Source organism: Marinomonas sp. PE14-40, assembly GCF_051623805.1.
Lineage (GTDB): Bacteria > Pseudomonadota > Gammaproteobacteria > Pseudomonadales > Marinomonadaceae > Marinomonas.
In genome coordinates this window covers 620944-635018 of the sequence record NZ_CP130700.1, presented here as the reverse complement: position 1 = coordinate 635018, position 14075 = coordinate 620944, and the positions used below count along the sequence as shown (strand labels likewise).

Below are 14075 nucleotides of genomic sequence, written 5' to 3'. Positions count from 1 at the left end.
TCCGAGTCTATAAACCGTTAGTTAACTGTTTTTGATGCTTTATAGAATGGTCAAAAAAACACAAGCCCTCAATAACATTACTTCCCTATATTAATGACAAAATAATTCACAATAGAAAACAAACACTCAAATAATTTAAGACAACCTTTTGATATTATTAGCTAATTTTAGCATATTCAGCTTTATCAAGCTTCATAAACTCTTCGCTTTTTCTATACTCACCAGGCGTCATTCCTGTCCACTTTTTAAACGATCTAAAAAATGCAGAGGGCTCATCAAATCCCATAAGACTAGCAATATCATTAATACTTAACTGTGGCGCATTCATATAAGTAATCGCAGCTTCCTTACGACACTCATCTTTAATCTTTTGATAAGAGGTATTTTCTTCAGTAAGACGCCTACGCATGGTTGAAACACTCATATTCAACACACTTGCAACCTCTTCTGCGCTTGGCATTTCACGTGAGAAGTCTTTACCCAGCATTGCCATAACCTGAGACTTTAAGCTGTTATCATTATCAACCATCACCAAGAGTTGATAAGGTGCAGTTTTTAAGAAACTTCTTAAACTATCATCTGTTTGTACTATCGGCATTTCAAGATAACTAGCAGGGAAAATAATTGCATTCGCATGCTGATCAAACTTAACTTCAGATTGAAAAAGTGTTTTATAGTATTCAACATCCTGTGGTCTTGGTGTTGTGAAATAGGCAGCCTTCAATGATAATCTTCTACCAATCAACCAACTAATAAAGTGATGCCACATAGATAGCGTGGTTCGAATAGTCTCACTGGACTGTGTTTGCACTAAACTATCAATTTCAGTTTCTGATGATGCTACCTGACCCAAGGTTACTTTGGCATAACGGCCTTTTTTAACCAGAGTTGGTTTGACAGTTGCTCCCCGGCAAATTTCGTAAAAATCGCCGATGCGGTATAAAGCATGAGCTAAACTTCTTGCATGGATAATGCAGTAACACATCATCCTAAAAGTACCGTTTGGAATCTTGCCACCGGCAAGCATACCAAAAGACTCATCTTGCATTAGCCACATCATACTCTGATATAACATGCCATATTTATAAGCCGGAAAGGTTTCCATTTGTGAAATATCATTCACACTCACCCCTAAGGATTCCAATAAATTATCTGTTTCAACACCTTGATCTTGGGCGGCTTGTAAAAGATAACGTACACTGGCTATTGGAACACTCGCCTTTTCATTCATAAAACACACTCTTTATTATTTCTATCTTCCATTTATTGGGTGCTATTTTACATAAAAAAAGGGCTACCGTGGCAGCCCTTTCAAAAAACTATTGAGCAGTTATTCCAGCTCAGTAAACGCATCCATCAAATCATTAACTGAAAGCTCATTACTTTCTTCATTTGATTTCTCCTGAACAAGAGGCTCTTGCTCAGTTTTCTTAGGAACAAAGGTGAACCTGCGTGGACGAGGAGCTTGCACAGCCTCTTCAGCCTCAGGTGCCAATCCTAAACGAACAAGCTTCTTTTGAGCCTGATCTTTACGTAATTTGTTCTTTTTACTATGAAACTTACTAACACCTTTAGATTTAAGCGCTTTTTTCTGCTCTTTCATCTGTTCTTTGGAGCCAGTTTTTCCCAGTTTTCCGCGCATAGTACGCGATTTTTTTGTACGAGCCATGATGTCCTCACTTATTACCAGCGGGATTGTAACAGCCTTCTAAGATTAGGTCACCAATCGAACATAGAAAGCTCAACGATTAACAGTCTCCATTAAATGCTCTATGCCCTTTTTTACGACTTTTACCAACATCCGATAACAAGCCTTTCACCGTACCTGCATCATTTTGACTAATCGCTATTTCGATTTTTTTCATCTGACCAATGAGCCTATCAATACCTTTTTCATATTGAGATTGACGTAAGGCGAGTTCATCGCCTTCAAGCCCTTTTTCTCTAAACAAAAAAGGCTCTTCTGCACGAGATTTATTTAATAAATCCAACATAACATCAAGTCTAGATGAAGCTGCTGTTAATTTTCCAGTCTTCACTTCAAAAGAGAAAGATTTAAGCTCTGTCTTTAAATCATCCATGTAACCATATAAGTCTGTTTCTTCACAGCTACCTTGAGCGAAAGCAGTAGTAGAAATCAGACAAAGACAAGTGGCGGCAAACTGCTTAATTCTCACGTTAGATATTCCTGTAGATTTAAAGATAATTATTGCTAGAAGATAGCGCAATGAATTCACAAAGTTAATCAGAGCGCCATAAAAATCTAGATTGATTCTAAGTATTTACATAAAATTGAGCACTATGCTCATTAATGGATAACACATGATACTAGCAAGAAGCCTAAAACTCATACCCTTTGTTGGTATCATTATGTTCAGTTTTGGTTACACAACACCGGCATTAGCAGTTTGCGCTGACATTGACGCCATCACTGAAACAGATAAAACCGCCTTAGCCTATTTTAGACGTGCAGAAATATTCGAAAAAGGGAAAGTACTCAAACTCCATCTTCCAAGCAAACGCAAAGAAACAGCCAGCTACATTAAAGACCAAGACAAGTATTATACTTTCTTTGGATTAGTTGAATTAGATTGCACCGTTAGAATAATGAAAAGAACTCACGCCAGAAATTAAAAAGGCAATAAGCCATGGACTTATTGCCTTTAAATCAGCCTCAACTTATGCGGCGTTAGACCTCATAAATTGATCTATTTCTTATTTCTTAGCGTCTTTATCTTGCTTAGCTTCATTTTCGTCGTCGCCCTCTTCATCCTCGTCATCACCGAGTTTAGATAGCACTTCTAATTTATCGATTACCATGGCATTAATTGTTCCCTCAGGGTACACACCATCTTCATCTGGCAACCCTGGTTCAACACTGGTAAGTATATGCAAGGCCTCATCAGCTGTTGCTATGGCATAGACAGAGAATCTCCCTTGCTCTACCGCTTCACGCACCTCATCATTTAACATCAAATTATTAACATTAGACTTAGGCACTAACACTCCTTGCGTACCAGTCAAACCTCGTGCATTACAAACATTAAAGAAACCTTCTATCTTCTCATTGACACCACCAATAGCCTGCACTTCACCGTACTGATTCAAGGAACCTGTAATAGCAAGGTCTTGACGCAATGGCAGCTGCACCATAGCAGATAACAAACAACACAATTCAGCAGTAGAAGCACTGTCTCCATCGACATACCCATAACTCTGTTCCATTGCGATCGAAGCAGAAATATCTAATGGATATTTTTGAGCATATTTACTACCAAGGTAACCCGATAAGATCAGCACACCTTTTGAATGAATATTCTGTCCTAGGTTTGATTCTCTTTCGATATCAACAATACCTTTACCGCCTGGGTATACAGTCGTCGATATTCTAGCTGGAGCACCAAAACTACTATCGCCAATTTGCATCACAGTTAGTGCATTAATTTTACCGATTGCTGTCCCTTCACTATCCAATAAAACAGTGCCTTCTAGGATTTCCTCGATAATTTTCTCACTAACACGCCCTGTTCTATGCATTTTAGCTTTCAGAGCACGTTTAATATGATCTGCGGTTGTGACTTCATCTCTTGCCATTTCACGGACAAAATCTGCTTCACCTAGCAACTCAAACACATCACCTATTTTTGCGACCATTTCCTTTTGATGCTCTGCAAGACGACTAGAGTACTCAATCAAACTAGCCACGCCATCTCGACTTACATCCGCATAACCCTCTTTTGCAATTCTGTCTTTTAATAGACGAGCAAACGCATATTCTGTATCTGCATTACGTTTTAGGCTGTCATCAAAATCAACCAACACTCTGAACATATCTTGAAAATCAGGATCAAGATCTTGCAGTAAGTAATAAATCTCTCGAGAACCAATCAATATTACTTTAACCTGCAACGGTATTTCTTCTGGCACTAAAGTAGTGGTATTCATGAGCCCCATATCAGCATATGGCTGCTCAATTTTTAGTGTCTTAGACTTCAATGCACGCTTTAACGCTTCCCACAAATAATGGTCGGCCATTAACTTATCCGCATCAAGAATTAAATAACCACCATTTGCAGCATGCAGACTACCTGATCGAATCAACCTATAACTGGTAATCAACAAGCCCTGCTCACTACTGTATTCAACCTGGCCAAACAGGTTACGGTAAGTTGGATGAGCTTCATATACGACGGGTGTACCACCATCTAGGGTATGTGTTACAACGATATTTGGTAGATACAACTCTTCATACACTTGTCGGCGACTAACTTCATCACGGTTTTCAGAAGCCTTATCATCTATCATTTGATCAATGAGCGTTTTATCTAAATCTTCACGCATTGCCTTAAGATAACTTGTTACATCTGGATTTTCTGCATAACCTTCAAACAATGGCTGAATAAGCGTTTCAACCGCTTCCTCTACCGTCGCCAAGTTAAGCTGCCTAATGCTTTCGTAAGTTGTTCTTTTCCATTGCGGCAAGCCTAATAGTTCGTCATTTAGTAGCTTTTCAAGTTCAGATACACCGTCTTGGAAAGCATCACGCTCTTCATCACTTAAAGAAGCAAACTCAGTGTCTTCAATCGCCTTGCCATCGCGCATCGGAGCAAAGCTAACTGAACTTGCATCCCTAAACATGGCCACACTCATTCGCATGGCAGCTCTTTCTACCTTAGTTAGTGCAGCCTCATACAGCTCATTAAACTCTCTATCTATGGCACTTTTTTGTTGCTGGTAGTTTGGATGTTCAAATGCGGCTGGGAAAGTTGCCATCAAACCATCAATAAATTCGCGTAATTCTTGCTCGAAAACTTTTGCTTTGCCCGGCTCAAAACTCAAAGCTTTTGCCGATCTGTTATCCGAGAAATTATTTACATAGGTCCATTCATGAGGAGCGGGCTGTCTTTTAGCCTCACTCTTTAGGTAATTCGAAACATAGGACGAACGACCGGTTCCAGACTCACCCATTGCATAAACGTTGTAACCAGGTCTACGCATAGCCACACCGAACTGTATTGCTTCAATGGCTCGCTCTTGACCCAAAATACCACTTAACGCATCCAACTCCTTTAAACTAGAAAAAGATAAATGATCATCTGGCACTTTAGCGCTCAGAGACGAAAGAGGTAGTGGACTGACTATTTTGGACATGAAACACCTTCCTAATAACAACAAACATATCGCTCGCCAGCACATTCATGCGCCGACGTTATACCTAAAGATTATCATTCTTTTTTAAAACAGCGAGCGAAAAGTCCATTTAAATTTGTATTTTTTGTTTTTAAATCAATCAATTCGGAAAAATAAGCTAGAAATAATGAATTGAATGAGGCTAACTTTTTAATCAATCATCACAATTATTTCTGATTAATCATGAGTTGGTTTTCTGGCTTAACTTTGGTGAATTTTTGGTGAAAGTTCTCCGCGGTTTGCTCAAGAACTGCTTCATAACGCAGCCCTTTCACATCAGCAACAAGCTGAGCTACCTGAGCAACATATTTAGGCTCATTTTTCTTACCGCGATGCGGGACAGGCGCTAAATAAGGGGAATCAGTTTCAACCAATAAAGACGTAAGTGGTAACTTCTTAATCACATCTCTCAGCTCATCTGCTGTTTTAAAGGTTGCTATACCTGAAATAGAAATCAAATAGTTCTCATCCAATGCAGCCGCAGCCATTTCATATGACTCAGTAAAACAGTGTAAAACACCACCTACATCAATGTTTCCATGCTCACGTATTAGACGCATTGTTTCAGCTCTGGCATCACGCGTATGGATAACCACAGGCAAACTAGTTTCTTTAGCAGCCTCAAGGTGTAAAGCAAAACTTACTATTTGCTTATCATGCAGGTCTTTTGATTTTTCATAGTAAAAATCTAATCCCGTCTCACCAACGGCAGCAACTTTCTCGTGAGCTAAAAGTTTAATCAAGTCATCCGTTTGTGTAATTAACCCTTCTGCATGGAGGGGATGAACACCAACACTTGCATAAACACCAGTTCGTTCAGTGTAAGACAGTATCTGCTCAACCTCGCTAAGGTCGACACATATGCTCATAATTTGCTTAACGCCAGCTTCACAAGCAGAATCTAACGCAAGATTTAAATCATTACTGTAAGGCGATAAATCGAGTTTATCTAAGTGACAATGGGTATCGATTAACATAATTAAGAAAGCCAATAAATAAGCTCAGATTTAAGCTGAATCTGAAGGTTTAAATTTGTTTTGTGTGTTTTATTATTTAGATCTTGTAAGCGTGCAAAGCAATCCATCAACTTATGGATACCCAGACGACTTAACAATACATCCATACAGACCTGTATATGCGCCTGATTTGGCACTTGTGCACCAGTAGAATAATAAATTGATTGATGAAATATCGCAGAAAAAGCGGTTAAAAAGTCGGCACTATTTTTCGCATCCAATTTACTTAACACAAGGTCCGCACTCATCTCACCCTTAAGGTATTGTGCCAAATTATTAGGAATATCTTTATAAAGTAAACTTTTTCCTGATTTTGCCAATTGAAATAAAGTAAAGGGCTGCTGAGTTACCCATCGAATATCTGTTACATCATCTTCTAGCTCAAGCTGTTCAAGCCAGTGATCACTCTGTTCACTACTTGGCTCAGGAAGATTAATAAGCAGACAACGAGATCTTACTGTTGGAAGTAATTGGCTTGAAGCATCCGCGGTCAAAATAAAGAAAGTGCCGGATGGTGGCTCTTCCAAGGCTTTCAACACTGCATTAGCCGCATTGATATTCATGCTAGATGCCTGAGCTAGAATAACAACTTTGGCATGACTAACCTGCGGACTTGTTGCAACCTTAGCAATAATTTGACGTATCTGATCCACCTTAATCACCCCTTCCCTTCCATCAAGAAAATGGTAATCAGGGTGTGTAGCGGATTGATTCAATCGACAGGAGTGACATTCACCACACGCCTTAGCAAGATGCTTCTGGTCACACAGAAGGTCGTAGGCTAGCTGAGTTGCTAAAAGATGCTGTCCGCCACCATCTTTGCCCATTAACAATAAAGCATGGGACAAAGCTTGCTTAGACTTTAACTCACCAATTTCTTGCTGGCTTGGCTGCAGCCAAGCAGGCAAGCTTGTCGCAGCTAAATCATTCAAAATGAAGCCTTCAGATGCTCTAGCTGATCTTTAACATCTCGATTTACCCGCTCAATAGATTGAGCGGCATTGATTAATGCATAATGATCATTCGTTTTAACTCTTTGTAAAAATGCATCTCTTACCATTTGATGAAATGCCACCGGCTCATCATCCAAACGATCGGATTGAGCCCGCTTAGCGACACGACTAAGCCCAACGTCAACAGGCACATCGAATAATAAGGTTCTGTCTGGCTTACAGCCTTGCAAAACCCATGCTGCCAATTGATCAATTTGAGCTAGATCCCCCCCTCTCGCAGCACCTTGATATACATAAGACGAATCAACAAAGCGGTCAGAAATAACCCATTTACCCGCTTCAATCGCCGGCTTAATCTTTTCATTAATATGCTGACTGCGAGCGGCAAACATGAGTAACAGCTCAGTTTCATCATGCATTTTCTCTTCTCGATGAGAAAGAATTAAACTGCGAATTTCTTCAGCTAAAGGTGTTCCACCAGGCTCACGCGTAACAATATATTCGATATTATTTTCTTCTAACCAGGCTTTAATAAAGGCCATACAAGTAGATTTCCCACTACCCTCCCCGCCTTCAAGGGTTATAAATTTACCTTTTCTCATCTCACCTTCTTGTAATATCTATATGCATTAGCCTGCCTCTAGTTACTCTGATTGGGCTTAGACTGATAATCTTTACGTCGCTGAAAACGTTGATACTTGGCAACTGCAGCATTATGCTTCTTTAACGTATTTGAAAAGGTGTGCGTTCCATCACCTTTGGCCACAAAATATAACGCTTTAGTTGACTCAGGATTAAGCGCGGCTTTAATCGCTTCTTCCCCTACATTGGCAATAGGAGTAGGCGGTAAGCCATATATTCTATAAGTATTGTAAGGAGTATTTTGTTTTAAGTGCTTACGACGAATATTACCGTCATAACTATCTCCTAAACCGTATATGACCGTAGGGTCAGTTTGCAATCGCATCTTTCGATTTAGCCTATTAACAAAAACACCCGCTATAAGCGCCCTTTCTTCTTTCGCCCCGGTCTCTTTCTCAACGATTGAAGCCATTATCAGAGATTCTTGCTCATTTTTATAGGGTAACTTTTTATCATGTTTCACCCAATACTTATCAAGCACTTGCCCTAGCTTTTTGTTGGCCTGCATCAAAATTGAAGCATCCGTATCACCTTCAGAATAGGTATAGGTATTAGCAAAGAACTGCCCTTCTGCATGTTTAACATTTAAGGAAAGCTTACTAGCAATATCAAGATTAGTTTGGCCTATCAGTGTCATCTTAATATTGCCTTTCTTCGCCATTGCCTTGATGTAATCCTGAGTCGTTTTACCTTCAATCAAAGTCACTTGATACTGAATAGCTTTACCTGAATCAAAAAGCGCCAAAGCTGTTAACAATGTCATACCAGGCTCTACTTGATATTTTCCAACTTTCGGCACCCATTGTGGGTTGAGTTTAAATGCAACCCTAACAAGAAGAGGATTCACTACCCAACCTTTATCAGCCAATTGTTGGCCTATTTTTTGACCTGTCGCTCCCGTTGCAACAACAAAACTTTCTGCACTTTCCAGTTTCATTGGTGTAGTAAGATTCGTATAGACAATAGCCGCTAAAATTGCAGTTAAACTAACAACCAATAATGAGGAACGCCAAAACCAGGTAAACATCTAACAAGTTATCCTTTTGGAATTTAATTTTGCTTCAATAGCGATTGAAGCTGTTTTATATTTTTACTTCTTTTAAATGTAACAGTACCTGCCTGTGTCCTGATTGAAATCACAGGAACCACAGTCATCAGACTATTACAGATAAAAACCTCATCTGCCGTTAACAGGTCATTTAAACTATATTGACCAACATTTATTTGATATTTCGACAGTGAAAAAATCCTAGCTCGCATCGTACCCTGCACACCACTTTTATTAAGAAGCGGTGTATATAGCACATCATTTTTAAACCAAAACAAATTACTTTGAATGCACTCAACGAGATGTTTATTATCATCCAACAAAACAGCTTCAAATATTGCATCATCATGTAAATTAAGTTGCGCTAACTCTTGTTTTGCAAGAACATTTTCTAATCGGTTTAAATGCTTAAGACCGGACAATGAAGAGTTCATAGAAGATTTGATATCAGAAATGGCGATTTTCACACCCTGTTTAGCTAAATGTCTATAGTCAGGTGCAGGCAAGATACCAATTGCAAGCGTAATGTTAGGTTGATCTGGCGGCATATAACCGCGCCCACCCGAACCTCGACTTATTATAAATTTAACACAAACTTTATCGTAGGAAGATGCTTGCTTTTCAGCAAAGCAAAAGGCTTTTTGCAGCTCATCATAAGTAAAAGGTAGTGCAAGACGCTGACAACCTCTTAATAGACGCTCTTGATGGAATTGAGGCGTTAGAATTTTTCCATTATCAAGCAATAATGTTTCGAATAATCCATCACCATAGGAGAAGCCCCTATCAGATACAGAGATAGAGTCAGATTCGATATAATTGATAAACCAAGTCATAGCTTCCCACTTAGAGCAAAATCACTTACTGCTTTAGAAGATAAATTTAATGAGCTAGGTATTACATAGAAATGTGCATGAATATGCAAACAAAGAATGGCGTCCCATAGGGGGTTCGAACCCCTGTTACCGCCGTGAAAGGGCGGTGTCCTAGACCTCTAGACGAATGGGACGTACGTTTATTCTTTCGAATAATGGAGCGGGAAACGAGGCTCGAACTCGCGACCCCAACCTTGGCAAGGTTGTGCTCTACCACTGAGCTATTCCCGCAAAACATTGCAATAAGTAACACACTTATAAAGTGGCGTCCCATAGGGGGTTCGAACCCCTGTTACCGCCGTGAAAGGGCGGTGTCCTAGACCTCTAGACGAATGGGACAGCAATCGGCATTAAACATTATGTGTATACCATCAACTTAAATACCGTAAAAGTTAATGGCGTCCCATAGGGGGTTCGAACCCCTGTTACCGCCGTGAAAGGGCGGTGTCCTAGACCTCTAGACGAATGGGACACATAATTTTCTCGGGCATTATACCCTATTTCATTTCTTTGTCACTTAAATGGAGCGGGAAACGAGGCTCGAACTCGCGACCCCAACCTTGGCAAGGTTGTGCTCTACCACTGAGCTATTCCCGCATTTTAAATCATTCAATAAGCAAGCTTATTAAATGGCGTCCCATAGGGGGTTCGAACCCCTGTTACCGCCGTGAAAGGGCGGTGTCCTAGACCTCTAGACGAATGGGACACAACAATTATCTTTATACACCGTTAAATGGAGCGGGAAACGAGGCTCGAACTCGCGACCCCAACCTTGGCAAGGTTGTGCTCTACCACTGAGCTATTCCCGCATTTTAAATCATTCAATAAGCAAGCTTATTAAATGGCGTCCCATAGGGGGTTCGAACCCCTGTTACCGCCGTGAAAGGGCGGTGTCCTAGACCTCTAGACGAATGGGACACATAGTGCACTGGACATCTCTGCCCTACTGAAACTCTCATTCAGTTGCTTATGGAGCGGGAAACGAGGCTCGAACTCGCGACCCCAACCTTGGCAAGGTTGTGCTCTACCACTGAGCTATTCCCGCATTTCATAAACTATTCTTACTAACTCGAAAGCTAAGTAAATTGGCGTCCCATAGGGGGTTCGAACCCCTGTTACCGCCGTGAAAGGGCGGTGTCCTAGACCTCTAGACGAATGGGACAATTCTTTCTGCTCTACCCTATTATCAAATAAGATACGAACTAACTCTTTTTCTGAATGCAAAGCTCGGTTTGCATTCATATATACTTGGCGTCCCATAGGGGGTTCGAACCCCTGTTACCGCCGTGAAAGGGCGGTGTCCTAGACCTCTAGACGAATGGGACAACATTGTTGATTTTACAACAATCAAACTTTGCTAGCTAATGGAGCGGGAAACGAGGCTCGAACTCGCGACCCCAACCTTGGCAAGGTTGTGCTCTACCACTGAGCTATTCCCGCAATCAACTTGCTTTACCGAAAACACTTAAGCTGCCATTAAATGGCGTCCCATAGGGGGTTCGAACCCCTGTTACCGCCGTGAAAGGGCGGTGTCCTAGACCTCTAGACGAATGGGACATGCTGTTTGTGTTGCCGTGTCAGCGGGGGCGTATATTACTGTTACCAGCCTGAAAATCAACAGTTTTTTAAATTTTCTGTTAAAGTATTTTCTGAAAAGGCTAATTTAATCAAATAGATCGATCAAAATGGAGTCCTAGATGACACTCAAACCCCTTATGCTTATTGCGTTCGCAGGATTTCTTACAGCTTGCGCAAATACAACCCATAAAGTTGCAATTGAACCTACTCTCACTTTGCAAACCGCCCTACTTTCTAACTCGCACCAAATTCGAGTTACAACGGATAGCTTAATTGCTGAAAAAATAGGCAGCATAGACACTGCAATTAATGAGCACGCAGACATTCTGATAAGTAACAAGCTAGAAGATGGTGTAAAAATCAAAGTCATTCAAGGTTTAGAATCACTTGGATTCAATTTGAATAAAGGAAAAGAGCCCGCTTCTCATTTAGCCACCTCTATAACGCAACTAACTTACACAACAGAGACCAAAGGGCTTAAAACAGTTGCCACAATCAACTTTACTTTAAAAGCCGACCTTAAAACGGCTAAGAAAAACTATAAAGCTAGCTATAGCTCAGAAGTTGTTGATGAGTTCGCCACCTTACCCAGCCAAATAGAAATTGAAAAAAGGCTAAATGAAGTTGCTGGCAAAACGGTCACCCGTCTTTTAAACGATTCGAACATACGTTTATTATTACAAGAGTAGCTTTACCCCATAACAGATCGCTTTATTATAAAGAAACACCACTAGATTTAGGTCAAACGTATCGATAGAGACCTATATAACAAGGAATCGATGTGCAAATTAGAAAATCAAATAAACTTGCCAATATTTGTTACGAAATTCGTGGCCCAGTTCTTAAAGAAGCCATGCGAATGGAAGATGAAGGGCATAGAATATTAAAGCTAAATATCGGCAATCCAGCCCCCTTTGGCTTTGAAGCACCAGACGAGATACTTGTAGACGTCATTCACAATCTACCCACTGCCCAAGGTTACTGTGAGTCAAAAGGCCTATATTCTGCTCGCAAAGCTGTCATGCAGAAGTATCAAGCCTTGGGCATAAGATCCGTTGATGTCAATGACATTTGGATGGGCAATGGTGTCAGCGAACTTATTGTGATGTGTATGCAGGCACTTTTAAATGATGGTGATGAAATATTAATCCCAGCCCCTGATTACCCTCTCTGGACCGCTGCAGCGACCTTATCAGGCGGCTATGTTAAACATTATCGCTGTGACCCTGACAATGAGTGGCAGCCTGATATAAATGACATTAAATCTAAAATATCGAATAAAACCAAAGCACTAGTGATTATCAATCCAAACAACCCCACAGGGGCGGTATATGACAAAAGCACTTTAGAGTCACTTATTCAGATAGCTAAAGAGCATAATCTAATCATATTTTCTGATGAGATTTACGATGGCATCCTTTATGACGAAGCACAACACATACCCACTGCGACACTCACTAAAGATGATGTACTTTGTATAACCTTTGGAGGCTTATCCAAAGTTTATCGCACTGCTGGGTTTCGATCTGGCTGGATGGTGCTTACTGGGCCTAAGAGCCATGCCAAGGACTATATAGAAGGTTTAGATATGCTGGCGTCAATGCGCCTTTGTGCCAACGTACCAGCCCAACACGCAGTTCAAACTGCACTTGGCGGCTATCAAAGCATTAATGAGCTAACACGACCAGGCGGCCGCCTGTATGAGCAACGTAAAATAGCCTGGGAAGTACTCGACAGCATAAAAGGTGTAACTTGCTTTAAACCCAAAGGAGCGCTCTATCTTTTCCCACGATTGGATCCAAATTATTATGACATTAAAAATGATGTGGATTTAGTTATGGACTTTCTTCAACAAGAAAAAGTACTACTAGTACACGGCACAGGGTTTAACTGGCCCACACCCGATCATGTCAGGATAGTTTTTTTACCTCATATAGAGGAATTGCTCCCTGCTATGGAACGATTCGCTAATTTTTTAGATCGCATACGAAAATAACAGAGCTCTAATAAAAAAGGCCGCACTCAACATCAACATTGAACGCGGCCTTTTGCAATACCAATAAGCTAGATAACTTTCCCTTGTTCATATAATGAACGATATATATAAGCCGTTATCAATAGTATCTGCTCTTTACTGAGATCAACAAACTTCACACCAAAGGTATACATGACAACAGATTTTGACGGTGTATCATCATGCCCAGGTGTCTCCATAACATTCTCTTCTCTGTAACAAAGCTCACAATCTACTTTAAAGATTTCATCATAACCTTCTACATTTAAATGCAGAGCAACTCGACAAGTATCACCAATAACACCTAAATCATGCTTGGAAGTAAATCGTCCACCCCCAACACTTAAATTAATCAGCTTGGCAGCTACTTTTTTATCTAAAACACCGCCTTCCACAATTGGCTCAACGGATGTAATCAAATTAGTATCAAGCCTAGCGGCACTTCTTACTGTTGAAGCCTCAACAATTTCTGGGTAAACAAGGTGCAGATATGCAACTGGTTCACGGCATGCTTTTTCTATTTTACTGGTAAAGGCGCACACCTTTGTTCCCATCATAAAACGCGCTTTGACAATTGAGGTCTCCCTTAACCAAATACTCTTACCATCAATCCTTGGAGCACTCACAATCAAAGTTTTATTCGGCAAGCAGCCAACAACTTTAACATTGTATCGCTCTTTGGTTGCAATTAGCTCAATCTGAAGATTCAAACCAAACGGCACACCAATATCATCCATGCTTACTTTTAAAACTTCAGCCATG

At 40.5% G+C, this 14075-nt stretch carries 13 protein-coding genes and 13 tRNA genes; 3 read left to right on the top strand and 23 right to left on the bottom strand.

Translation table 11 applies throughout. The features are described 5' to 3' along the window. Positions 1 to 157: 157 nt before the first annotated feature. The 3 genes from Q0A08_RS03060 to Q0A08_RS03050 all read right to left on the bottom strand — a co-directional run bounded on the left by Q0A08_RS03060 (position 158) and on the right by Q0A08_RS03050 (position 2177). Positions 158 to 1231: an AraC family transcriptional regulator gene (locus Q0A08_RS03060; protein ID WP_438464767.1), complete on the bottom strand. Its 1074-nt coding sequence runs from the start codon at positions 1229 to 1231 to the stop codon at positions 158 to 160. Between the two features lie 99 nt (positions 1232 to 1330). Further along, positions 1331 to 1669, bottom strand: coding sequence for a hypothetical protein (locus Q0A08_RS03055; protein ID WP_438464765.1), 339 nt, complete (start codon positions 1667 to 1669; stop codon positions 1331 to 1333). A gap of 79 nt (positions 1670 to 1748) precedes the next feature. After that, positions 1749 to 2177 carry a cytochrome b562 gene (locus Q0A08_RS03050; protein WP_438464764.1) on the bottom strand — a complete coding sequence of 143 codons (429 nt, stop codon included), beginning with the start codon at positions 2175 to 2177 and terminating at the stop codon, positions 1749 to 1751. Between the two features lie 145 nt (positions 2178 to 2322). Here Q0A08_RS03050 and Q0A08_RS03045 point away from each other — a divergent pair, with 145 nt between their 5' ends. After that, on the top strand, positions 2323 to 2634 hold the full coding sequence (locus Q0A08_RS03045; protein ID WP_438464763.1) for a hypothetical protein: 312 nt from the start codon (positions 2323 to 2325) through the stop codon (positions 2632 to 2634). Positions 2635 to 2715: 81 nt separating this feature from the next. On the opposite strand, the gene Q0A08_RS03040 is transcribed toward Q0A08_RS03045, so the two are convergent. From Q0A08_RS03040 to Q0A08_RS02950, 19 genes are all read right to left on the bottom strand, one after another. Continuing rightward, a complete protein-coding gene (locus Q0A08_RS03040; protein WP_438464762.1) occupies positions 2716 to 5151 on the bottom strand; it encodes a Lon protease family protein in 2436 nt (811 codons plus the stop codon). 206 nt (positions 5152 to 5357) lie between these two features. Continuing rightward, a complete protein-coding gene (locus tag Q0A08_RS03035) occupies positions 5358 to 6167 on the bottom strand; it encodes a TatD family hydrolase (RefSeq protein WP_438464761.1) in 810 nt (269 codons plus the stop codon). A gap of 2 nt (positions 6168 to 6169) precedes the next feature. Beyond that, a complete protein-coding gene (holB, locus tag Q0A08_RS03030) occupies positions 6170 to 7138 on the bottom strand; it encodes a DNA polymerase III subunit delta' (protein ID WP_438464759.1) in 969 nt (322 codons plus the stop codon). Then, on the bottom strand, positions 7135 to 7761 hold the full coding sequence (tmk, locus tag Q0A08_RS03025; protein WP_438464757.1) for a dTMP kinase: 627 nt from the start codon (positions 7759 to 7761) through the stop codon (positions 7135 to 7137). Before tmk ends, holB begins: the two co-directional genes overlap by 4 nt. A gap of 38 nt (positions 7762 to 7799) precedes the next feature. Continuing rightward, positions 7800 to 8828 carry an endolytic transglycosylase MltG gene (mltG, locus tag Q0A08_RS03020; protein ID WP_438464755.1) on the bottom strand — a complete coding sequence of 343 codons (1029 nt, stop codon included), beginning with the start codon at positions 8826 to 8828 and terminating at the stop codon, positions 7800 to 7802. A 23-nt stretch (positions 8829 to 8851) separates the two neighbouring features. Then, a complete protein-coding gene (gene pabC, locus Q0A08_RS03015) occupies positions 8852 to 9682 on the bottom strand; it encodes an aminodeoxychorismate lyase (RefSeq protein ID WP_438464754.1) in 831 nt (276 codons plus the stop codon). 97 nt (positions 9683 to 9779) lie between these two features. After that, a tRNA-Glu gene (locus Q0A08_RS03010) sits at positions 9780 to 9855 on the bottom strand. Positions 9856 to 9877: 22 nt separating this feature from the next. Further along, a tRNA-Gly gene (locus Q0A08_RS03005) sits at positions 9878 to 9952 on the bottom strand. Between the two features lie 32 nt (positions 9953 to 9984). Beyond that, positions 9985 to 10060, bottom strand: a tRNA-Glu gene (locus tag Q0A08_RS03000). Positions 10061 to 10117: 57 nt separating this feature from the next. Beyond that, positions 10118 to 10193, bottom strand: a tRNA-Glu gene (locus Q0A08_RS02995). A gap of 50 nt (positions 10194 to 10243) precedes the next feature. Further along, positions 10244 to 10318 (bottom strand) — tRNA-Gly (locus Q0A08_RS02990). A 33-nt stretch (positions 10319 to 10351) separates the two neighbouring features. Further along, positions 10352 to 10427: transfer RNA gene (locus tag Q0A08_RS02985), tRNA-Glu, on the bottom strand. A 28-nt stretch (positions 10428 to 10455) separates the two neighbouring features. Further along, positions 10456 to 10530 (bottom strand) — tRNA-Gly (locus Q0A08_RS02980). Positions 10531 to 10563: 33 nt separating this feature from the next. Then, positions 10564 to 10639: transfer RNA gene (locus Q0A08_RS02975), tRNA-Glu, on the bottom strand. Between the two features lie 52 nt (positions 10640 to 10691). Continuing rightward, positions 10692 to 10766: transfer RNA gene (locus Q0A08_RS02970), tRNA-Gly, on the bottom strand. Between the two features lie 41 nt (positions 10767 to 10807). After that, positions 10808 to 10883: transfer RNA gene (locus Q0A08_RS02965), tRNA-Glu, on the bottom strand. Between the two features lie 87 nt (positions 10884 to 10970). Next, positions 10971 to 11046: transfer RNA gene (locus tag Q0A08_RS02960), tRNA-Glu, on the bottom strand. A gap of 40 nt (positions 11047 to 11086) precedes the next feature. Then, positions 11087 to 11161, bottom strand: a tRNA-Gly gene (locus tag Q0A08_RS02955). Between the two features lie 41 nt (positions 11162 to 11202). Then, a tRNA-Glu gene (locus tag Q0A08_RS02950) sits at positions 11203 to 11278 on the bottom strand. Between the two features lie 140 nt (positions 11279 to 11418). On the opposite strand from Q0A08_RS02950, the gene Q0A08_RS02945 reads away from it, so the two are divergent. Both Q0A08_RS02945 and Q0A08_RS02940 read left to right on the top strand, forming a co-directional pair. Then, positions 11419 to 11988: a YajG family lipoprotein gene (locus Q0A08_RS02945; RefSeq protein WP_438464752.1), complete on the top strand. Its 570-nt coding sequence runs from the start codon at positions 11419 to 11421 to the stop codon at positions 11986 to 11988. 92 nt (positions 11989 to 12080) lie between these two features. After that, positions 12081 to 13295 (top strand): pyridoxal phosphate-dependent aminotransferase, encoded by a 1215-nt coding sequence (locus tag Q0A08_RS02940; protein ID WP_438464750.1) that lies wholly within the window; start codon positions 12081 to 12083, stop codon positions 13293 to 13295. 68 nt (positions 13296 to 13363) lie between these two features. Here the strand turns inward: Q0A08_RS02940 and Q0A08_RS02935 are convergent, their stop codons facing one another. Continuing rightward, on the bottom strand, positions 13364 to 14074 hold the full coding sequence (locus Q0A08_RS02935; protein ID WP_438464748.1) for a flagellar brake protein: 711 nt from the start codon (positions 14072 to 14074) through the stop codon (positions 13364 to 13366). Position 14075: the final 1 nt, after the last annotated feature.

Excerpts from the sequence above, each read along its gene's own strand:
- Q0A08_RS03040 (WP_438464762.1), bottom strand. The coding sequence starts at position 5,151 with ATGTCCAAAATAGTCAGTCCACTACCTCTTTCGTCTCTGAGCGCTAAA.
- mltG (WP_438464755.1), bottom strand. The coding sequence starts at position 8,828 with ATGTTTACCTGGTTTTGGCGTTCCTCATTATTGGTTGTTAGTTTAACT.
- tmk (WP_438464757.1), bottom strand. The coding sequence starts at position 7,761 with ATGAGAAAAGGTAAATTTATAACCCTTGAAGGCGGGGAGGGTAGTGGG.
- pabC (WP_438464754.1), bottom strand. The coding sequence starts at position 9,682 with ATGACTTGGTTTATCAATTATATCGAATCTGACTCTATCTCTGTATCT.
- Q0A08_RS03045 (WP_438464763.1), top strand. The coding sequence starts at position 2,323 with ATGATACTAGCAAGAAGCCTAAAACTCATACCCTTTGTTGGTATCATT.
- Q0A08_RS02935 (WP_438464748.1), bottom strand. The coding sequence starts at position 14,074 with ATGGCTGAAGTTTTAAAAGTAAGCATGGATGATATTGGTGTGCCGTTT.
- Q0A08_RS03060 (WP_438464767.1), bottom strand. The coding sequence starts at position 1,231 with ATGAATGAAAAGGCGAGTGTTCCAATAGCCAGTGTACGTTATCTTTTA.
- Q0A08_RS03035 (WP_438464761.1), bottom strand. The coding sequence starts at position 6,167 with ATGTTAATCGATACCCATTGTCACTTAGATAAACTCGATTTATCGCCT.
- Q0A08_RS02945 (WP_438464752.1), top strand. The coding sequence starts at position 11,419 with ATGACACTCAAACCCCTTATGCTTATTGCGTTCGCAGGATTTCTTACA.
- Q0A08_RS03055 (WP_438464765.1), bottom strand. The coding sequence starts at position 1,669 with ATGGCTCGTACAAAAAAATCGCGTACTATGCGCGGAAAACTGGGAAAA.